At 69.0% G+C, this 19,941-nt stretch carries 19 protein-coding genes and 3 pseudogenes; 10 read left to right on the forward strand and 12 right to left on the reverse strand.

The features are described from left to right. Positions 1 to 207: 207 nt before the first annotated feature. The 3 genes from ACTWQC_RS13930 to ACTWQC_RS13940 all read right to left on the reverse strand — a co-directional run bounded on the left by ACTWQC_RS13930 (position 208) and on the right by ACTWQC_RS13940 (position 2,999). Positions 208 to 612 carry a nitroreductase family deazaflavin-dependent oxidoreductase gene (locus ACTWQC_RS13930; RefSeq protein ID WP_443315967.1) on the reverse strand — a complete coding sequence of 135 codons (405 nt, stop codon included), beginning with the start codon at positions 610 to 612 and terminating at the stop codon, positions 208 to 210. A gap of 247 nt (positions 613 to 859) precedes the next feature. Further along, on the reverse strand, positions 860 to 1,846 hold the full coding sequence (locus ACTWQC_RS13935) for an LLM class flavin-dependent oxidoreductase (protein WP_443315968.1): 987 nt from the start codon (positions 1,844 to 1,846) through the stop codon (positions 860 to 862). Positions 1,847 to 2,450: 604 nt separating this feature from the next. Beyond that, positions 2,451 to 2,999, reverse strand: a complete 549-nt coding sequence (locus ACTWQC_RS13940; protein ID WP_443315969.1) for a hypothetical protein — start codon at positions 2,997 to 2,999, stop codon at positions 2,451 to 2,453. A gap of 351 nt (positions 3,000 to 3,350) precedes the next feature. Between ACTWQC_RS13940 and ACTWQC_RS13945 the strand changes: the two genes are divergently transcribed. From ACTWQC_RS13945 to ACTWQC_RS13960, 4 genes and pseudogenes are all read left to right on the forward strand, one after another. Next, a complete protein-coding gene (locus tag ACTWQC_RS13945; protein WP_443315970.1) occupies positions 3,351 to 3,935 on the forward strand; it encodes a TetR/AcrR family transcriptional regulator in 585 nt (194 codons plus the stop codon). A gap of 109 nt (positions 3,936 to 4,044) precedes the next feature. Further along, positions 4,045 to 4,266 (forward strand): annotated as a pseudogene (locus ACTWQC_RS13950) (MFS transporter); the annotation flags it as partial. A gap of 179 nt (positions 4,267 to 4,445) precedes the next feature. Continuing rightward, the gene (locus ACTWQC_RS13955) at positions 4,446 to 5,084 is read left to right on the forward strand and encodes an MFS transporter (RefSeq protein WP_443315971.1); all 639 of its coding nucleotides are present in this window, start codon (positions 4,446 to 4,448) and stop codon (positions 5,082 to 5,084) included. Between the two features lie 25 nt (positions 5,085 to 5,109). Then, entirely contained in the window at positions 5,110 to 5,868 is a 759-nt protein-coding gene (locus ACTWQC_RS13960) for an SDR family NAD(P)-dependent oxidoreductase (RefSeq protein WP_443315972.1), read from the forward strand. Between the two features lie 148 nt (positions 5,869 to 6,016). Here ACTWQC_RS13960 and ACTWQC_RS13965 read toward each other — a convergent pair whose 3' ends face one another. Further along, positions 6,017 to 6,157, reverse strand: a complete 141-nt coding sequence (locus ACTWQC_RS13965; RefSeq protein WP_443315973.1) for a hypothetical protein — start codon at positions 6,155 to 6,157, stop codon at positions 6,017 to 6,019. A 95-nt stretch (positions 6,158 to 6,252) separates the two neighbouring features. On the opposite strand from ACTWQC_RS13965, the pseudogene ACTWQC_RS13970 reads away from it, so the two are divergent. The 4 genes and pseudogenes from ACTWQC_RS13970 to ACTWQC_RS13985 all read left to right on the forward strand — a co-directional run. Next, a pseudogene (locus tag ACTWQC_RS13970) lies at positions 6,253 to 6,345 on the forward strand (hypothetical protein); the annotation flags it as partial. 62 nt (positions 6,346 to 6,407) lie between these two features. Further along, positions 6,408 to 6,986, forward strand: coding sequence for a hypothetical protein (locus tag ACTWQC_RS13975; protein WP_443315974.1), 579 nt, complete (start codon positions 6,408 to 6,410; stop codon positions 6,984 to 6,986). Positions 6,987 to 7,319: 333 nt separating this feature from the next. Beyond that, positions 7,320 to 7,874: a streptavidin gene (locus ACTWQC_RS13980; RefSeq protein ID WP_443316072.1), complete on the forward strand. Its 555-nt coding sequence runs from the start codon at positions 7,320 to 7,322 to the stop codon at positions 7,872 to 7,874. 455 nt (positions 7,875 to 8,329) lie between these two features. Continuing rightward, positions 8,330 to 9,553 (forward strand): cytochrome P450, encoded by a 1,224-nt coding sequence (locus ACTWQC_RS13985; RefSeq protein ID WP_443315975.1) that lies wholly within the window; start codon positions 8,330 to 8,332, stop codon positions 9,551 to 9,553. Between the two features lie 83 nt (positions 9,554 to 9,636). Here ACTWQC_RS13985 and ACTWQC_RS13990 read toward each other — a convergent pair whose 3' ends face one another. The 8 genes and pseudogenes from ACTWQC_RS13990 to ACTWQC_RS14025 form a co-directional block, all read right to left on the reverse strand. Then, a complete protein-coding gene (locus tag ACTWQC_RS13990; RefSeq protein ID WP_443315976.1) occupies positions 9,637 to 9,819 on the reverse strand; it encodes a hypothetical protein in 183 nt (60 codons plus the stop codon). Further along, positions 9,816 to 9,992: a thiolase family protein gene (locus tag ACTWQC_RS13995; RefSeq protein ID WP_443315977.1), complete on the reverse strand. Its 177-nt coding sequence runs from the start codon at positions 9,990 to 9,992 to the stop codon at positions 9,816 to 9,818. The genes ACTWQC_RS13990 and ACTWQC_RS13995 overlap by 4 nt, the downstream gene beginning before the upstream one ends. Positions 9,993 to 10,087: 95 nt before the next feature. After that, positions 10,088 to 10,423 (reverse strand): annotated as a pseudogene (locus tag ACTWQC_RS14000) (beta-ketoacyl synthase N-terminal-like domain-containing protein); the annotation flags it as partial. A 57-nt stretch (positions 10,424 to 10,480) separates the two neighbouring features. After that, positions 10,481 to 12,022 carry an AMP-binding protein gene (locus ACTWQC_RS14005; protein WP_443315978.1) on the reverse strand — a complete coding sequence of 514 codons (1,542 nt, stop codon included), beginning with the start codon at positions 12,020 to 12,022 and terminating at the stop codon, positions 10,481 to 10,483. Between the two features lie 55 nt (positions 12,023 to 12,077). Continuing rightward, positions 12,078 to 13,238: an 8-amino-7-oxononanoate synthase gene (locus ACTWQC_RS14010; protein WP_443315979.1), complete on the reverse strand. Its 1,161-nt coding sequence runs from the start codon at positions 13,236 to 13,238 to the stop codon at positions 12,078 to 12,080. 16 nt (positions 13,239 to 13,254) lie between these two features. Then, a complete protein-coding gene (locus tag ACTWQC_RS14015; RefSeq protein WP_443315980.1) occupies positions 13,255 to 14,442 on the reverse strand; it encodes a beta-ketoacyl-[acyl-carrier-protein] synthase family protein in 1,188 nt (395 codons plus the stop codon). Further along, positions 14,439 to 14,678 carry an acyl carrier protein gene (locus ACTWQC_RS14020; protein WP_443315981.1) on the reverse strand — a complete coding sequence of 80 codons (240 nt, stop codon included), beginning with the start codon at positions 14,676 to 14,678 and terminating at the stop codon, positions 14,439 to 14,441. Before ACTWQC_RS14020 ends, ACTWQC_RS14015 begins: the two co-directional genes overlap by 4 nt. Positions 14,679 to 14,779: 101 nt before the next feature. Beyond that, positions 14,780 to 16,006 carry an MFS transporter gene (locus ACTWQC_RS14025; RefSeq protein ID WP_443315982.1) on the reverse strand — a complete coding sequence of 409 codons (1,227 nt, stop codon included), beginning with the start codon at positions 16,004 to 16,006 and terminating at the stop codon, positions 14,780 to 14,782. 305 nt (positions 16,007 to 16,311) lie between these two features. Between ACTWQC_RS14025 and ACTWQC_RS14030 the strand changes: the two genes are divergently transcribed. Further along, on the forward strand, positions 16,312 to 17,604 hold the full coding sequence (locus ACTWQC_RS14030) for an adenosylmethionine--8-amino-7-oxononanoate transaminase (protein WP_443316073.1): 1,293 nt from the start codon (positions 16,312 to 16,314) through the stop codon (positions 17,602 to 17,604). Positions 17,605 to 17,936: 332 nt separating this feature from the next. After that, complete coding sequence (gene pabB, locus ACTWQC_RS14035; protein ID WP_443315983.1) at positions 17,937 to 19,937, forward strand: aminodeoxychorismate synthase component I; 2,001 nt, start codon at positions 17,937 to 17,939, stop codon at positions 19,935 to 19,937. The last annotated feature ends 4 nt before the right edge of the window (positions 19,938 to 19,941 follow it).

The following is a 19,941-nucleotide window of genomic DNA, read 5'->3' on the forward strand; positions in this document are numbered from 1 at the left end:
GCCTGTCCCCATCAACTCCACGTAGTCGCCGGCCAGACCGGTCCAGGGCCCTCGACCTCCGAGTACGTACACATGGGCGGTGGCCCGGCGTTCCACCGTCGCCGCCGAGGCCGGAGGCGCCTGGCGCCACTATGCCCCCCGGCGACCACTCACGGTGAGCACGAGCCCTCAACCGAGCCGCAGAAGATTTCGGCAGGCCCCGGAAAACTACTGCCGTTCGAGGACGACGACAGGGATCTCCCGGTCGGTCTTCTTCTGGTAGTCGTTGTAGTCCGGCCACACCGCGGCCATCTTCTCCCACAGCTTCGCGCGCTCCTCGCCGGCGGCGGTGCGGGCGCGGGCGGTGAATTTATCCGCCTTGACCTGCACCTTCACCTCGGGGTCCTGCTGGAGGTTGAGGTACCAACCGGGGTGCACGGGAGCGCCGCCCTTCGAAGCCACGATCACGTGGTCGCCGTCCACCTCCTGGTAGATCAGCGCGAACTTGCGGTCCTGGCCGGTCTTGCGGCCCTTGGTGGTCAGCACCAGGACCGGCGCACCCTTCTCCCAGTCGTGGCCGACCTCGCCGTTGGTCTCCTCGTACCGGCGGACGTGTTCGTCACCGAAAAGCATGCGGTTGCTCCTATTCGTAGCGGTCAACCAACGCCAACGACGGCGCCCCTCCTTCGCATTCCGCGTCACGCCCTGGAGCCCGAGCAGCAGGTTGCGCACCCCGGTCGCGGCGACGCGGCACGCTGGGGAATACGCGACTCACGCTTAAGCAGGGCCGCCTGTGCGGTCGCCGGGCTCGGTGCCAGCAGGTGGGTGCTGGCGAGGAGGGCCTGCGACGTGCGGCACCGACTCCTTCCCAGCGTTGTTCCTACGGTGCTGTCGTGGTCTCGGAGTATTTCTTGATGAGTTCGTAGGAGCGAATGCGGTCGCGGAGGTCGTAGACGGGTGTGGTCAGCATCAGTTCGTCTGCTCCGGTCTCACCAGCCAGTTGCGTGAGCCGGTGTACGACGGTCTTGGGTGTCCCGACGGCTTGCTGTGCACGGAAGCCGGCCAGCTCCTGTCGCTCCTTCGCCGTGAAGGGGTGGGTGGCCGCCTCCGCGGGCGTGGGGAAGGGCGTCTCACTCAATCCTTTGAGGAGCCCGGCTTTGATGACGTCCATCGGTCCGACTCGCCACGCGGCTTCTTCTTCCGTCTCGGCACACACCGCCTCCACGCACAACAGCACCCGAGGTTGCTCACACCAACGAGATGGGATGAACGCCGCCCGGTAACGTTCCAGGGCCGCGAGGGTGTTGTCCGGCCGGATGTGGTGTGCGATGGCGATCGGCAGGCCGAGTCCCGCGGCGAGAGCGGCACCTGCGGTGCTGGAGGCCAGCAGCCATGGCTCCGGCAGCGGGCCGAGTGCGACTTCGTCGACCAGAAAGGACAGGATCGCGGCTACGTCGCCCTGGTACTCCGCATCCGTCGCCGGTCCGGCTCCGCGGCGAAGTGCCCGTGCGGTGGCCTCGTCAAAGGTGCCAGGACCGCGGCCGATGCCCAGGTCGATGCGGTCCCGGTGCAAGGCTGCCAGCGTTCCGAACTGCTCCGCCAGCGTGATGGGTGCGTGGTTGGGGGCCAGTACTCCGCCTGAACCGAGACGGATGACCGAGGTCGAAGCGGCAGCGTGCGCGGTCAACACGACTGGTGGGAACGCGCCGATCGCGGGCGAGTGGTGATGCTCGGCGTACCAGATCCGGTGGTAGCCCAGCCGTTCCAGTCCTTGTGCGAAGGCCGCAGTATCCCGCAGGGTATCCACGGCTCCGGCGCCCGATTGGACCATCGCGACTTCCAGCGCTGAAAGAGGTGTATCGAACACGTCGTCAGCATAGAGATCATGCGCTCGGCGAGGGGAGCGGGGATCTCGACGCCCGCGAACACCCAGGCACGGCTGTACGTCGAGTCAGGCACTTCCGGTATGGCTCCGGCCGACCGTACCCCCGGCACACACCCGCCCACGACGACCAGAGCACTCGCCTCCATCAGCGCCATCCCGCAGGTGGCACCGCCCCCGCGCGGGATGAGGACCCGGGTGGCGTAGGCGCCCAGGACCCGGGCGATCTCCGCTGCGGGCACCTGGTCGCGCTGAGCGGGATCAAACTCTGCGCCGACGACATCGACTGGTCCTTCGGGTCCGGAACCCCGGTGTCCGGCACAGCCCAGGACCTGGCGCTGATCCTGTGCGGCCGGAAGCTGCCGGCAGGGCGACTGCGAGGCGCCTCAAGCGAACGGTTCCCCCACACATGACCCGCTCACACAAGCACACGTATGAGCTTGCCGACATCCGCCGGTACGCGATGGCGCTTCCTGAGGTCGAGGAGACGACGCACTTCAGGCTCCCGTCGTTCAAGGTCAGGGGGAGGCCTTTCGTCGGTATGGAGAAGGGTGACAGCACCGTCATCGTGGCCGTCGCTTCCGTCTCGTCAGTATGGCGGCCGGGGGCGATCGCTCTCGGAGTAGTAGGTCCGGATCAGGGTTATCTCAGCGATGCGTCGGCCGTCGGTCAGGGCTTGCTCCGCGGCTTTCCGCGAGCCGAACTCCTGGTGTTCCCGACGGGTTTCCTGGAATCCCTCCCTGCGTTGCTCGTTGTCGAGGAGCGGAACGGAGACGCTGTCGCGGACCATCGTGATGATGAGGTAATCCTGAGTCTCCGCGTCGATGTACTCGTAGCGCTCGGCGGTATATCCGGAGTCGGGCGGCAACGGTGCGGGAGAGCCGGCCCATTGCTGACGGTCGAGGGCGGAGTACCAGCTTTGGGCTGTCTCTCGGAGGTTTCCGTCGAAGGATACGTACCGAGCCTTCTGCCACTGGCAGTGCATCGGGCCGGGATCGGCGCCTTCGAACTCTGCCATGCGGAGGCAGCGGTCCAGGGCCGCGTCGCCGAGCATCTGCGGGCGGCCGGGCAGAGCACGGAGCACGTCGTTCAGACGACGGTCCACTTCCGCCCCCGCGGCGGCGCTCGCGGCGGACACCTCCTCCGAGTTCGCCCGGCCAGGCCACGCCCATGCGTAGCCGTACCAGGCCCCGGCCGCGACCGCCCCTGTGACACCCGCGGCCACGAGCAGCCGGCGCCACCTGGATGATCTCGTCTCTGCCATGCGGAGACGCTGTCAGCCGTATGTCACAACGCTGCCACCGCCCTGTCCTTGACCTGGTACGTCACAAGGAGGCGCAAGAACATTTCAGACAAACCGCGCGCTCTTTATTTCCGGAGGTGGCCGGCATACCTCGAAGACAACCACTGACGGTTCTGCCCCCTCACGGACCCGACCACGGTGCACAGTTATTGACCGATCGTTCCAGATAGGTTTATGGTCTCCGACGTGGCCAGGACCAAGGAATTCGATCCGGACGCCGCGCTGCAGGCGGCCCTTGAGCTGTTCTGGCGGCGCGGCTACGAAGCGACGTCGATGACGGACATCGTCGAGCATCTCGGCATCGGCCGCGCCAGCGTCTACGCGACCTTCGGGAACAAGCATGAGCTATACCTGAAGGCCATGGACCGGTACGCCGAGACGCGGGGCCCCCTCCTCCTCGCCGAGCTGTCCCAGCCAGGCCCCGCGCTGCCCGCGGTGCGGGCACTGGTGCACCGCTTCGCCGGGGAAGCCGCCTCCCCGGAGGCCCGGCTGAACGGCTGCTTCATCACCAACACCGCGGCCGAGCTGGCCCCGCACGACCTCGCGGCAGCCCGCCGGGTCGAGATCAGCTGGGAGCACCTCGAGACCCTGCTGCACTCCGCGCTCGTACGAGCTCAGGCCCAGGGCGAGCTGCCCGAGGACCGCGATCCGCGCGCGTTGGCCCGCATGCTTTTCGTCCTGCTGCAGGGCGTACGGATCGTCGGCAAGGCGTCGAGCGATCCCGCCCGGGTGCAGGACGCGGCCGAACAGGCGTTGGCCCTGCTGAACTGAACCACATTCACCGGAGCCACCGGGCCCTTCCGCACGCTCGAATAATGAACCGATCGGTCAAATATTAGAGGGGATATGACCCGCCACGGGTGCCGCCCGCGTCGCCACCATGCAGCACAGATACGCCTTCGGTCTCCTCGCCAGCGTCCAGGCCACACTGATCTTCACGCTTGCAGCGATCGCCGTACCGCTGCCTCGTCTCGGGCGCGAATTCGACCTGGAGCGCGCCGACTTGATCCTGCTCAGCGCCGCCTACGGATTGACCTTCGCCGGACTGCTGCTCTTCGGCGGACGCCTCGCCGACCGTTACGGCGGGCGGCGCGCCCTCACCGCAGGCCTTGTCCTCTTCGCCGCCGCCTCGGCCGCTGCCCCGCTCGCACCCAGTATCGGGGCTGCCAGGGCCGCGTTCTCGACCCTCCAGGTGCGCTGCTCTCCACCGCCGGGATCACCCTCGCCAGTTACGGGCTCGTCGTCACCGATGCCCAACCCTGGTCGTCGGCCAGGGTGCTCGTGCCGCTGCTCGGCGGGACCGCGCTGCTCGCCGCCTTCTGGTACGCGGAGCGCCGTGCCCGCGACCCGCTGCTGCCACCCCGCTTCCTGCTCAACCAGCGGCGGGCCCTCGCACTCACGGCCATCGCACTGAGTGCCTGCGCCACCGCGATGACCTTCGTGGTCCTCTCGCTCCACCTCCAGCAGGCACGCAACTGGTCACCGCTGCAGACCTCGGCCGTCCTCGTCCCGTTCGCCGTCGCGCTGATCTCCTCGGGCCGGGCGGCACGGACCGCTCATCGGCCGGTACGGGCCCGAGCCGTCACGGCCGCCGGGCTCGGCACAGGCGCGGCCGGGCTCACCCTCCTGGCCTTCACCGGGCTCGATGTGCGCACCTCGTACGCGTATGGACTGCTGCCGGGCCTCGTGCTGCTGCCGGCCGGCACCACGGCTTCCTTCGCGGGAGCCGCCGGGCTCGCCACCGAGGGCGTGCCGCAGCAGCAGACCGGACTCGCGGGCGGCGTGCTGAACACCGCCGTGGAACTCGGCCCGACCGTTCTCTTCGCCGTCCTGCTCACGCTCGGCAGCGACGCCTGGTCCCTGGCTGCGACGGGGGCCGCCCTCGCCGTCGTCGCCCTCCTGAACCACCGCACCAAGTAATCCATCACTCAAGGGAGTCATCGAAATGAACCGCTTCACCGGCAAGACGGCCCTCGTCACCGGCGCAGGCTCCGGCCTCGGCCGCGCAATCGCTCTCGCCTTCGCCGCCGAGGGCGCATCCGTGGTCGCCGCGGGACGCACCGAGGCCTCCCTGGACGAGACGGTCGGTCTCATCAAGGCGGCCGACGGCACGGCCGTCGCCGTCACCGCCGACGTCACCGACTCCGGCCAGCTGAAGAACCTCGTACGCGAGAGCGTCACCCGCTTCGGCGGACTGGACATAGCGGTCAACAACGCCGGGATACTCCGCGGCACCGTACCCGTCGGCGAAGTGAGCGAGGACGACTGGGACGCGGTGCTGCGGACCAATGTCACCGGCGTCTGGCTGGCCATGAAGCACGAGATCGCGCAGATGAAGGAGAACGGCGGCGGTGCCATCGTCAATATCTCCTCCAACCTGGGCGCACACCTGCGGATCCCGAACGCCGCCGCGTACATCACCTCAAAGGCAGCGGTCTCCGCGCTGACCCGCGCCGCCGCTCTCGACCACATCCACCAGGGCATCCGCATCAACGCGGTCAGCCCCGGCGCCTCCGCCGCCCCCATGTCGCTACGGCCCGGCGAGACCGAGACCGACCGTGCCGAGCGGGCGAAGACGGAGAACCCGCTCGGCCGGGTAGCGGAGGCCGAAGAAGTGGCCGCCGCGGTGCTCTACCTCGCCTCACCCGCAGCCGGCGCGATGGTCGGCACCGACCTGGTCGTCGACAGTGGATCATCAGCCTGACGGTCCTAGGCTGGGGCGACACACTTCCTCGGCGCCGTCAGCATCCTCCCGGAGCACTCACCTCCAGGACCGCCGGCTCCTCGCGGGTTGCGAGCCGGGTGGCCCGACGCTCCGGTGAGTGCACGACGCTCCGGTCCGTCCGCTGCTCCTAGAAGATGAGGTCATCCTCATCGGCCACGGCAAGGCCGACAAGCTGGGCGCGGGCAAGTACGGCGCGCCGACGGTCCTCGGCGTGCTGGCCGACGGCGATTACGTCGGCGAGGACGTGCTGACGGGGGACTGCGGTCAAGGCGGTGGCCTCCTGCACCGTCCTCACGCTGTCGCGGCATGCGCCGGAAGCGGTGACCGGCCGGGTCCCGGGAGCTGCGGGCGCCCCTCGAGGAGTTGCGGGACGGCTCCGCGCCTGTCCGCAGAACAAACACGGCGAGGCGACTCGACGTCTCCTCCGGTCATGTCGGCGAGCCCGAACTGCCGGGCGCCTTCGCCGGCTACGAACTCGCCCCGCAGGTACGAGTGAGCATCGCTCAGACGATCTCCGCGTGCACAGCCGGGCGGCCGACCTCCAACAACCCCATGAACCAGGAGGAGGAGCGGCTGCGGCTGGCCGTCAAGGCGCTGCGGATCGCCAGGAGCACGAGCTGGTCAGCAACCGCGCGTTCGGACCGCTGCGCAACGCCGACCTCAAGCAGCGCATCCACACCGCACGGACCGCCCACCCCGAGAACCTCAACGAGCTGATCTCCCGTCACCGGAAACCCAGTTCCTGTTCGCCCACCCAAGCACCATCGCGGAGTCGGCCTGGAGTGCAATCGCCGAACCATCCACTCGCAGGGCGTGGACTTCCAGGGGCAGCACGTGCGCGCCTGGGGGGCATCCCCCTGCTGCCCTGCAACAAGACCCCCCTCACAGACGGGCGGACGAGTTCCATTCTCGCGATGCGCACGGGCGAGGCGGATCACGGCGTTCGTGGGGCTGCATCAGATGGGCCATCATGGCGGATAGCGGCCGGAGGCCGGGGTGGTGCCGTGGCAAGGCCATCTCACGAGAGAGGGATATCTCCAACGCCAGGAACCCCTATCGCAAGATACGCATCGCCGATGACGAAACACTCCTCCTGATCGCTGACTACCGTCACTTCATTGCCGGGTCGACGCCGCTAGGTAGTATTCAAGCCATAGTTTGGCCGAAACTCCTTTGCAGAAAAGAGCGTTGAGACAATCCGCAGAGCGCGAGTACGATCTCCACCGGACATGTGCTGTTGGCAGCAATCTACTCGGACCTCGACCATCCTGCTCTTTTCGGCCAAGGGCCCATCCACATTGCTGATTGTCCACCGGGCACCACCGGGTGTACGGGTCACACACCTTTGCGGAGCGAGCTTCCGGCCGTCGCGCGGAACTCACGTCCGCCGGTCTCGCCAGCATCAACTAGGGGAGAAATTCGTGTCTCACATGCGCAAGATCGTGGTTGCAGCTGTTGCCGTTTCGCTGACCTGTGTCACAGTCACGGCCAGCGCGTCGATGGACACCGGCAAGACCTCGAAGACAGCCGCCCAGTCGGCCTCGCAGGCCGGAATCACCGGTACGTGGTACAACCAGCTGGGCTCGACCTTCATTGTGACCGCGACCGCGGACGGCGGGCTCGTCGGCACCTACGAGTCGACCGTCGGCAACGCCGAGAACCGCTATGTGCTGACCGGCCGCTACGACAGCGCAGCCGCCACCGACGGCAGCGGCACCGCCCTCGGCTGGACGGTCGCCTGGCGCAACGAATACCGCAACGCCCACTCGGCCACCACCTGGAGCGGTCAGTATGTCAGCGGCAGCCAGGAGAAGATCGCCACGCAGTGGCTGCTGACCTCCGGCACCACCCCCGCCAACGAGTGGAAGTCCACCCTGGTCGGCCACGACGTGTTCACCAAGAACAAGCCCTCGGCCGCCGCCATCGCCCAAGCCAAGAAGAACGGTGTCAACAGCGGCAACCCCTTCGACGCCGCGCAGAAGTGACACGCTGACGCGCGGAACCGAACGCGGACGAGCCGTCCGAAGGAGTTCTTCGGACGGCTCGTCCGTCCCCATGTCCGCTTATCCGCGCCGTCTACAGCGGCGGATGCATGGAGACATAGGTGGCTATGGTCTTCGGCGGCGGGCCGTCGGCGACGTCCCATGAGGAGCGTGGTCGGCTCGTCGAACACGACATACCCCGGTCCCACGGCCAGCACCGCCGCGATCGCGAGCATCCGCTTCTGCCCACCTCTCAGCAGATGCGCCGGGTAGTCCCGGAACTCGCCAAGACCGCAGCTGATCATCCTAGGCGTCACGCATGACCCCTGACGCAGACCCGCACGAGACACGTCTCACACATCTGTCCCCCGGCAGCTATTCAGCGTGATCAGGAACGATTGATACCGTCGACCGGGGGAGGTGGGTTTGACGTCATGGTGGCAATTCCCATTGACAGTGTGGATCTGTTCGATCAAGGGTACGCGCTCGACCCATTTCCGGCGATGGCGGCGCTCCGCGAGAACGAACCCGTGAAGTACGACGAGAACACGGGACTGTGGTTGGTGAGCCGGTACGAGGACGTACGCGCGATTCTCCTCGATCCGGAGAACTTCCTTCCGGACAACGCTATCGACGCGGTCGGCCGTTTTTCCGTGCCGACGCTTCGCGTCCTCGCGCGGGTCAAGTTCGACCTGCCGCAGACGCTGGCGAACAACGGCAGTGAAACCCACGCCGGTTTCCGGCGCATCATGACCAGGCTGCTCAACGCTCAGGCCGTCAACGCATCCGTCCCCATGGTCGAGAAGGTCGTGGCCCAGTCGCTGGACGAGGTCGAGGAACGGCTCGCCGCCGACGGCGTGTGCGATCTGGCCACAACTCTGGCGCGGGACGTGCCGTTCCAGGTGATGCTGCGGTTGCTCGGTCTGGAGCGGGCCATCGATGTGGACATCGACACCCTGGCCCGGTGGAGCGACGCGTCCCTGGAGCTGTTCTGGGGGCGGCCGCGACGCGGGCGCGAGGTCGAACTGGCCCGTGAGGCCGCAGACTTCTACGCTTGGCTCACGGGTCTGGTGCAACAGCCCGATCCCCAGGACGGTACGCTGCTCGGCGCGCTCGCCGCGCACCGCCTGCCGGATGGGGAGCCGCTGAGCGTGGCCCAGGCAGCGGCGGTCGTCTACTTCATGATCATCGCTGGCCAGATGACCACCACGCAGATGCTGAGCACCATGTACCGGCGGGCGCTCGAAGTCCCCGGCCTGTGGCGGCAGTTCGCCGCCGAGCCCGGCACCGTCGAGCCGTGGACCGAGGAGATGCTGCGGCGGGAACCCCCCATCACCACCTGGCGTCGGGTCACCGGCCGGCCGATGACCCTCTCCGGCGTGGACTTGCCGGAAGGGGCTCCGTTGCTCCTGATGCTGGCTTCCACCGGCTCGGACCCCGATGTCTTCGAGCGCCCCGAGCAGATCTGTCCGCACCGGGCCAACGTACGCAAACACCTGTCCTTCGGTGTGGGGCGGCATCGCTGCTCCGGAGCCGAACTGGCCAGGATGGAGGCCGATGTGGTGATGCGGATGACTGCCGCCCGGCTGCCCGACCTCAGGCTCGCGGACGACTCGACACCGGAGATGCTGGCGCTGCTGTCGTTCCGCGCCCCGCTGCACGTCCGGGTGGAGCGCGGCTGAACCGGCCCATACCGGGGCGCACGACGAGGGGGCTTCCGATCAACGACCGGAAGCCCTTTCGTCGTTCCCTCATGCTCAACCGCTCAGCGCACGTCGCCCTTCTCCGTCTGCCGTACACCACGCCGCCATGCGCGCCGGTCGTCGGCCCTCGCGCCCAGGCCCCGGGCGTCCAGCGCCTCGCCCAGGCTGTCGGCCAGGCGCAGCGTCCTGATGGGGCAACCGACGAAGCGCTGCTCATGGCTTATGCCAGGACCCTTGGCGATCATTTCCCGCGATCACCGGCCGCCTCGCCGACCCGGACCGGCACGGGCATCAACTCGGCGTCGTAGCGACCCGCTTCGGCGGCGGCGACCGCCTTCTGGTGGCTGGCGAGCGCGTACCGGTCCTGCCGCTCCCGGGGTGATCCCGCCCAGCCGTGCCACATTCTCGCCAGGAACACCCATGTCGGGGGTCCCCGAACTCCGAGGGCACGAAGTGCGGGCGGGCGTAGAAGCGCGGCGTTCCGTGCGGGACGGCCGGGCGCTCGACCCGCCAGGGCGCCGTGCTGGCGCTCTCCGCGCCTCCGGCCAGAATGATGTCCGCGGCCCCCGTCGCCACCAGCCGGGCCGCCAGGTTGACGGCCTCCCGGCCGCTGCCGCACTGCCGGTCGACGGTCGTCGCCGGCACATCGATGCCGAGACCCGCGGTGAGCGAAGCGTACCGGGCGGGATTGCCGCCGCAGCCGCCCGCGTTGCCGCCGGAGCCGCCCGCGTGCCGACGATCACGTCGTCGATATCGGCCCCGGTGACGCCCAGGTCGTCCAGCAGGGCCGTGAGGACAGGTGAGGACAGGCCCTGAGCAACTCGTGGATCGGCGTCGTGGCGAACGCACCGCCGATCCAGCCGATCGGGGTGCGGCGCGCCGCCACGACGATGGGCCGCTGCCCGTTCACAGAACCTCCCGCATACCCTGCCGACCGTCCAGGAGGATGTTCCGCACCCGCCTGTTGTCGATCTTTCCGCTCGTCGTGTGCGGCAGCTCGGCCGTCTCGAACAGCCGCCGGGGGCACTTCTGCCGCGAGACATACGCCGAGGCCTGGTCCCGTATCTGCGCCAGGTCGAGGCGTGCGCCGCCGCGCCACCGGACCACAGCGCACACCAGGTCGCCCCAGTGCTCGTCGGGCAGGCCGACGACCGCGACCTCGGCGATCTCCTCCAGCCGGAGCAGGGCCGCCGTGACCTCCTCCGGGTGCACATTGAGGCCGCCGCTGATCAGCATGCCCTTGTCCCTGCCGACGAGATGCAGATAGCCCTGCTCGTCGACACGGCCGATGTCGCCGACGGTGAACCACCCGTCCTCGTCCGGGGCTCCTCTGTGGTCGGCGGACAGGTACTCGGTGAAGAGCATGTCGCTGCGCACATGCACCTTGCCGACCTCGTTCACCCCCACCTCGCCGCCCGAGGGCGACCGCAGCGACAGCTCGACGCCGGCCACGGGCCTGCCCACCGAGTCTCTCGGGCCGTCGTCGTCGCCGTGCAGCACGGAGACCAGGCTCAGTTCGGTCGCCCCGTAGAACTCCACGGCGTCGGCGTTCGGGAAGAGGTCCCCGGCCAGGGCCTGCCGCGCCGGCGACCACTTCGTCCCCGCCGAGAGCAGGGAACGCACCTGGGGGAAGGAGCGGCCCGGGTGCCGGCCTGCGTACTCGAGCAGTGCCTCGAACATGGTCGGCACCAGGTAGAGCCGAGTGACGGAGTACCGTTCGACGTGGTCGAGAACCAGGCCCGCATCGAACGACGCCATCGGGTACACCGTCGCACCGGCATGCAGCCCGTGCACCGCTCCGAACAGGAAGTGCGAGTGCGCCAGCGAGCCCGGCAGCAGGATCGTGTCGGTCCCGTCGATGCCGAACTCGGCAGTGTAGTGGTCGAAGGTACGCAGCCAGGACTGGTGGGAACGAACAGCGCCCTTGGGGCGGCCGGTGCTCCCCGAGGTGAACCCCACGTAGAACGGCGCGTCCTCCGGCACCTCGGCGAACTCCGGGAAGCCGTCGGCCGGTTCCCTGCCCCCGTGGCGGCGCAGCCAGTCCTCGAAGCCGGGACCGGCCACCTCCACCACCGTGCCGCTGGGCGCGGTCTCCGCAATCGGCCCGGTGGCGGTCTCGCAGAACAGCCGCACCGGCGGCGTGTCCCGCAGGACGGACGCCACTTCGGTGGCGCTCCACGCCGGGTCGAGAACCATCACGGGGATCCCGGCGACCGCCGCACCGAAGAAGATCTCCAGAAACTCCTTGCGGTTGCCGAGGAGCACAGCGGCCCGGACCTCAGGACCCGCGGCCGCGCCGAATTCTGCGCGCAGCGCCCGCGCGACGGCAAGCGTGCCGCGCCGCAGCGCGTCGTAGCTCCACCGCTGTCCGGGATTGCCGCCGATGGCAACGGCATCACGGCCGGGTGAGGTCGTGGCGTGCGAGAGGAACCCGCTGGCGATCGTCATGATGTCCTGTCTCGTTCGGCGTAGGTCACCGTGTCGTCGTACGGCAGTTCCCCGATCAGGGGCTGTTCTTGACCACGACCTCGACCGCGCGGTCGATCTCGGCTTCGGTCAGGTCCGCCCGGGCGGTGAGACGGATGCGGGAGAACCGGTCGGGGACCGACGGAGGGCGGAAGCACGCCACCTTGACGCCGTCGGCCAGGCAGCTCTCCGCCCACTCGGCGGTCTGTGCCGCGGAGGGCCCGCGCACCGACACCACGGCCGCCTGCGCCTCGGTCACCGCCATTCCGGCGCCCGCGAGGCGTTCGGCGATGGCCACCGCCACCGCGCGGGTCCGCGCCGGACGGTCCGGCTCGGCACGCAGCACCCGGAGCGCCGCCAGCGCCCCGGCGGCCGAGGCCGGGGCCAGCCCGGTGTCGAACAGGAAGCTGCGGGCCATGTTCGTCACATGCTCGATCACCCGGCGGGGGCCGATCACCGCACCGCCCTGTGCGCCAAGGGATTTGGACAGGGTGATGGTGGTGACGACGTCGGGGCTGCCGTCCAGGCCGGCAGCGGCCACCGCGCCCTCGCCCCGCTCTCCGATGACGCCGAATCCGTGCGCGTCGTCGACGAGCAGTCCCGCAGCGTGATCGCGGCAGACGGCCAGGATGGCCGACAGGTCCACGAGGTCGCCGTCGACCGAGAACACCGACTCGGTCACAGCCACCGCACGCTGCTGATCGCGCTCGGCCAGCACGTGCGCAAGTGCCTGCGAGTCGGCGTGCTCGGTATTGACCACGTCGGCGCCCGACAGCCGGTAACCGTCAATGAGGGATGCGTGGTTGAACACGTCGGAGGCGATCAGCGTGCCGGGGCGGGCCAGCGCGGTGACCGCGCCGAGGTTGGCCAGGTAGCCGGAGGAGAAGACCAGAGCGGCCTCCGCCCCGCAGAACTCAGCCAGTTCCCGCTCCAGTTCGGCGTGCACCTCCGTCGTCCCGGTGGCCAGCCGGGAGCCGGTCGACCCGGCCCCCCACGTCAGGGCTGCGTCGGCCACGGCCCGTACGACGTCGGGGTGCCTGGTCAGGCCGAGATAGTCATTGCCGCCGAAATCGATCACGCTCGCCCGGGTGCCGCGGACCTGGACCCGCCGGGTCAGGCCGGCCCGGTCCCTGCGGCGCGCGCTGTCGTCGATCCACGCGAACACGTCGTGCGGACTGCTACGTCGCTCTGCTTCCATCGCTGCGCTCCGAACGCTAACCAGCGGGGCCAAGGACAAGGACGCCGTTGTGGCCGCCGAAGCCGAACGACGACGTGAGGGTCGGGCCGGGCTGCCACTTCCTGCCTTCGCCCGTCACCACGTCCAGACCGAGCCTGGGGTCGAGTTCGGTGAGCCCGAGGGTCGGCGGTATCGCTTCGCGCCGCATGGACAGCAGCACCGCGGCGGCCTCCATCGCGCCGCCGGCGCCGAACGCGTGCCCGGTCGCTCCCTTGGTGGAGGTCACGGGCGGGCAGTCGTCGAACACCGACAGGATGGCGTTGGTCTCCGCCTCGTCGTTGCGCAACGTGCCGGTGCCGTGGGCGTTGATCTGGCGTACGTCCTCCGGGCGCACCCCTGCGTCGGCGAGGGCCAGCCGGATGCACCGGGCGGCCTCACCGCCGTCGGGAGCGGGCATGGTGATGTCGTGCGCGTCGGCCGTACTGCCCGAGCCGAGCACCTCTCCGTAGAGGGTGGCGCCGCGCTCCACGGCCGCGTCCCAGCTCTCGAGCAGCAGCACCGCGGCGCCCTCGGCGATCGCGAAGCCGTCGCGCTCGGCGTCGAAGGGCCTGGTGCGGCCCGAGGGCGACAGGGCCCTCATATTGGTGAACCCGGCCACGATGGCGGGCGTGATGGCGGCCTCCGTGCCGCCGGCGAGCACCGCGTCACAGGTGCCGTCGGCGATCATCCGCGCGGCGTGCCCGATGGCGTGGGTGCTCGCGGCGCAGGCCGTCTCCAGGCTCTCGCACGGCCCCCGCCACCCCTGGTGCATGGCCACCGTCGCTGCGGCGGCGTTGGCCATGATCATCGGCACCAGGAACGGGGAGACACGCCTGGCGCCGCGCTCGTGGTGGACGATGCTCTGCCGTTCGAACGTGCTGACGCCGGCGAGGGCCGTGGCCACGATGACGCCACAGCGTTCGGCTTCCACTTCGGTGAGGCCCGAGTCGCGGTACGCCATGTCAGCGGCCGCGACGGCGAATTGGGTGAACCGGTCGGTGTGCCGGGCTTCCCGGGTCTCCATCCAGGGCGACGGGTCCCAGTCCGTCAGCTCCCGGTGGCCCGGGGGCGGCTCCTGGAACAGGCCCTCCCAGAAGGACTCCGCTCCCATGCCGCAGGCGCTCACCACACCGAGACCGGTGACCGCGACGCGGCGCCCCTCGCGTTTGCCGCTCCCGTTCGTCATGAGACGAGGGACAGGATGAGACGGTGCAGGTCGTCCATGGTGCGGATGTCCTCCACGGCGTCGTCCGGCACCGAGATGCCGAACGCCTCCTCGATGGCCATGACCAGCTCGACCTGGATGAGACTGCTGGCACCAAGATCGTCGGCCAGGCTCGCGTCCGGGGTCACGGACTCCTGCTTGACCTGTAAGACGTCGACGGCGCAGGCGGTGAGCCGGTCGAAAACGTCGTCAGCCATGGGTGGCCAACCTCCCCCTAAATCATATGGATTGTCGTTGTCTGCACTGTTTCACTTCCGGACCTGCGATGTCGTCGCTGACCTACCGGAAGTCATCAAGGTCACACTTCACGCACGGGTTCCGGGGCCGCGTGGCCGGGAACGTGCACCCGACCCCGCCGACCTGCGGAAACCCTGGGCAGGACGACACATGCCAGAGCGATCAGCTCCAGACACACACCCGCCCACGCCAGCGCGGCGGGCGAGAGCCGGTCGAGCACCGCACCGCCGACCGCGCCGCCCAGAGCCACGCCGAGATACGACGCGGAGCTGTTCACGGAGATGGCCACGCTCGGGGCCGTCGGAGCCAGGTCCAGAACGCGGTGGATGGCGGTGGGAGGTTCGGCCCAGTAGACCGTGCCCCAGGCGACGGTGACGGCGAGGAAGACGGCCACGACGACGGTCGCGCCGGAGGCGAAGAAACTCGCCATCACGGCCAGCAGGGTCATCGTCACCACGACGCCCGACACCGAGGCGGTGAACGTGCGTTCCGCCCCGATGCGGTCGCTGAGCCGGCCTCCGATCGCGTTCCCGACCGCGCCCGCGACACCCCACACCAGCAGCACGATGCTCACACTGGCGTCGTCCATCCCCGTGGCCGTCCGGGTGAAGGGGGCGAGGTAGGTGAATACGGTGAAACAGCCGGCCACCGCGAACAGGTTGGCCAGAATCGCCAACAGCACCGGACGCTGGGCGCCGATCCGCACACGGTCGCGCAGGCTGATGAGCGGCGGCTGGGGCACGGCGGGCAGCACGAAGAACAGGCCGATGAACACGGGCAGGGCCAGCACCGCGACCAGCACCAACGTCAGCCGCCAGCCGCCGAGTTGCCCGACCAGCGTGCCGCCGGGCACACCGAGCGCGGTGGCCACCGTGAGCCCACCGATGATCAGGGATACGGCCCTGCCCCGGTACCGCTCCCCCGCGAGCGCCGTCGCCGCGGCTGCCGCGGTGTTCATGTAGAGCGCGGCGCCGACTCCGGACAGAATCCTGGCGGCCATCAGCACCCCGTACGTCGGGGCGATCGCGCCGAGCACATTGGCGAGCAGGAACATCAGCAGCGAGCCGCGCAGCATGACGCGGCGGGACAGGCCGGCGGTCAGGGTCATCAGGACCGGTGCACTGATCGCGTAACTGAGCGCGAAGGCCGTGACGAGCTGCCCGGCCACGGGCTCGGACACCTCCAGTTCGCCGGCGATGCGGGACAGGATCCCGCTGATGACGAACCCGTCGGTGCCGACGGCGAAGGAACCGACCGCGAGAAGCGCCAGAATCACCTTGTGGGGCACGGCGCCCCCTGGGGAGCTGGTACGGGATCGCGCATGACGGGATTGCGGATTTCCCGCTCCCCCTTTCCAGTCGAGCCGCTTTTGCGGACCGCTTTACACGGCGGGCTTGTTCGTATCAACGTACCAGCAAGGAGGACCGGGTCATGGCAGCCCGCGGGTGAGTGGGATCGTCAGGCCGGTGGCCGAAAATCGTCGTCGTTCCGCCTGAGCCACACGGTAGTTATATTCAGGCCGTTTACTGAACCGCTTCGATGAGACGAAGCGTCAAGGAGGAATCGCATCTCGTGCCTGTACCCGCGCCGCCCATGGACCCCCAGCAGCTCATCGCACTCGACCGGGCCCATGTGTGGCACCCGTACGGGCCCATGCCGGGACGGACCGACCCGGTCGTGGTCGAGTCGGCCTCGGGAGTACGGCTGCGGCTCGCCCAGCCCGTCGAAGGCGTCGGGGAACTCGTCGACGGGATGTCCTCGTGGTGGGCGGCTGTCCACGGCTACGGGCACCCGGTGCTCGACGCCGCTGTGCGCGACCAGCTCGGCAGGATGAGCCATGTGATGTTCGGCGGCCTCACCCACGAGCCGGCCGTGCGACTGGCCACGAAACTCGTCGAGATCACACCCGAGCCGCTCAGGCATGTGTTCCTGTCCGACTCCGGATCGGTGTCCGTCGAGGTCGCGGTCAAGATGTGCCTGCAGTACTGGCGTTCGCTCGGCCGCCCGGAGAAGCGGCGGCTGCTGACATGGCGGGGCGGCTACCACGGCGACACGTTCCAGACGATGGCGGTGTGCGATCCCGACGGCGGCATGCACAGCGCCTGGTCGGGCCTGCTGCCATCGCAAGTGTTCGCGGATCTCCCGCCAGCCGGTTTCGACGCCGGAGTCGACGAGGCGTACGCCCGCCACCTGGCCGATCTCGTCGAGCGGCACGCCCACGAGCTGGCCGCCGTGATCGTGGAGCCGGTGGTGCAGGGAACGGGCGGGATGCGCTTCCACGCCCCGGGCTATCTGAAGGTGCTGCGCGAGGTCGCAGACGCCAACGACGTACTGCTGATCTTCGACGAGGTCGCCACCGGATTCGGCCGCACCGGCGAGCTGTTCGCCGCCGACCACGCCTCCGTCGCGCCCGACGTGATGTGTCTGGGCAAGTCCCTCACCGGCGGCTATCTGTCGATGGCCGCGACGCTGTGCACCTCCCGCGTCGCCGACGGCATCTCCCGCGGCGAGCTTCCCGTGCTGGCGCACGGCCCGACGTTCATGGGCAATCCGCTGGCCAGCGCGGTGGCCAACGCCTCGATCGAGCTGCTGTTCCAGGACGACTGGCGGCAGCAGGTCAAGGGGATCGAGTCGGCGCTGCGGAAGGCCCTGGAACCGGCCACGGTGCTACCCGGTGTGGTCGACGTACGCGTGCTCGGCGCGATCGGCGTGGTCCAGCTCGACCATGACGTCGACGTGGCGGTGGCGTCGCGTGCAGCGATGCGCGAAGGAGTCTGGCTGCGGCCGTACCGCGACATGATCTACACCATGCCGCCGTTCGTCACCGGGGACGACGACCTGGCCCGGATCGCGGCCGGGGTCCTGGCGACCGTCGCGGCTGCCTGACGCTCCAGCAGGTCACCCTCCAACCGCATTGTTTGACCGTCGGCGGTCAACTCGCGCCCTCCATGGTCGACTTGCAGTGGGTTGAGTCACACCAGGGTGTGTTTCCGGCTGGAGGTGACTAACATCAGTTTCACTGGACATCTAAGCAGTGACAAACGTACGGGGGCCGGGGGACATGTCACCTCAATCCGCATGCCTATCCGCTTGAGCATGCTCACCTTCGCTCCATTCGTAGCGATTCATTCACCGGTGTTTCATCGCGGATAAAAGTCGGTCTGCCGGATTGCCGCGCTCACAAGCGCCTTTCGGCTCTCAAGGAGTTCGAGCACATCGTGAAAGACCTGCGGATTCTTCTTGTCGACAACTATGACTCCTACACGTGGAACCTCTTCCAGCTGATCTGGAAGGTGGCAGGAGTGCCTCCCGTCGTCGTGCGCAACGACGAAGCGACGGCGGACGAACTGCTGCGACAGGACTTCACCCACGTGGTGATCTCCCCCGGCCCGGGCACTGCGGCCAAGGAGGAGGACTTCGGGCTCTGCGGGGCCCTGCTGGAGCGGGCCACCGTGCCCTGCCTCGGCGTGTGTCTCGGTCACCAGGGCCTGGCCCTCGCCTTCGGGGGCGACGTCCGGCACGCGCCGGAGATCGTGCACGGCCAGACCAGCGCGATCACCCACACCGGGACCGGTGTCTTCGCCGGGATCCCGCAGGGGTTCCGCGCGGTGCGCTACCACTCCCTCACCGTCACCGACCCGCTGCCGGAGAGCCTGGTCGCGACGGCCTGGTCGGAGAGCGGTCTCGTGATGGGCCTGGAGCACCGCGAACGGCCCCTGTACGGCGTGCAGTTCCACCCCGAGTCGGTGGACAGCCAGTACGGCCCGGAACTCATCGCGAACTTCCTGGGCGTCACGCCCGCACTCCGCTGGAGCGAACTGGATATCGACCTGACCGCCGAGGACCTGTTCCTGCGGGCCTTCGCCGACAGTCCGTACAGCTTCTGGCTCGACAGCTCGCGCGCGGCGTACGAGATGGGCCGCTACAGCTACCTCGGCTCCTGCGCCGGGGGCGGCCTCGAGGTGATCCGGGCCTACGCGGGGGCGAATCTCGTCGAACGCGAGACCGACGACTCCATGGAGCGCGTCTCCGGCACCGTCTTCGAGCAGTTACGGGCGGGCCTCGCGGCTACGCCCGTCCCAGCCGACGCGTCGCCCGTGCCGTTCGCCGGAGGCTATGTCGGATATCTCGGATACGGCGTCAAGGGAAGCGTGGGAATGGGCCGTTCCGGCAGCGGTGAGCGGCCGGACGCGGAGCTGCTCCGCGTCGACCGCTTCGCGGCCTACGACCACGAGACCGGCCGACGCTATCTGATCACCGTGGGCCTGTCCGCCGAGGAGCACGCCTCCTGGTGCGATGAAGTGCGCGCACTGGCGCGGCGCGCACCGGTGTCCGGGCCCCTGCGGGAGACGGCGCCGGCCGTGCTGAAGCCCGGAGTGGACCGGGAGACGTACCTGCGGCACTTCGACGTCGTGCAGCAGTGGCTGCGTGACGGCGAGTCGTACGAGGCCTGCTACACGTACCAGATCAGCGGCACCAGCCAGGCCGATCCGCTGGAGACCTATCTGCGGCTGCGGGCGACCAACCCCGCGCCGTACGCCGCATACATCCGGCTGGGAGAGCGGTCGCTCCTGAGCTCCTCGCCTGAACGTTTCGTCACGGTGGCCGGCAACGGCCAAGTGGAGACCAAGCCGATCAAGGGCACCGCTCCCCGGCACGCCGACCCCGTGGCCGACGAGGCCGCGCGCAGGGCGCTCGAGACTGACCGCAAGGTCCGCAGCGAGAACCTGATGATCGCCGACCTCCTCCGCAACGACCTCGGCCAGGTCTGCGACACCGGCACCGTGCACGTGCCCAAGCTGATGGCCGCGGAGTCGTACGCCACGGTGCACCAGCTCGTCACCACGGTCCGGGGACGCCTGCGCTCCGACCGTGACGCGGTCGACTGCGTGGAGGCGCTCTTCCCTGGCGGGTCGATGACCGGGGCGCCGAAGAAGCGGACGGTGGAACTCCTCGACGAACTGGAGGCGGAGGAGCGTGGTGTGTACTCCGGCAGCCTCGGGTTCTTCGGCTTCGACGGCAGAGCGGACCAGAGCATCGTCATCCGCACGATCGTCTGGGAAGGAAACCGTGTGCGCATGGGAGTGGGCGGTGCGCTGATCGAGCTCTCCGACGCCGAGGAGGAGTTCCAGGAGACGCGCCTCAAGGCCCGTGCGCTGCTGCGCGTCCTCGGCGTCGAGGAGCTGAGCGAGGCCACGCTGGAAACGGGTGTGAGGTGACCGG

The sequence above is a fragment of the Streptomyces sp. 8N616 genome (assembly GCF_052246385.1).
GTDB lineage: Bacteria > Actinomycetota > Actinomycetes > Streptomycetales > Streptomycetaceae > Streptomyces.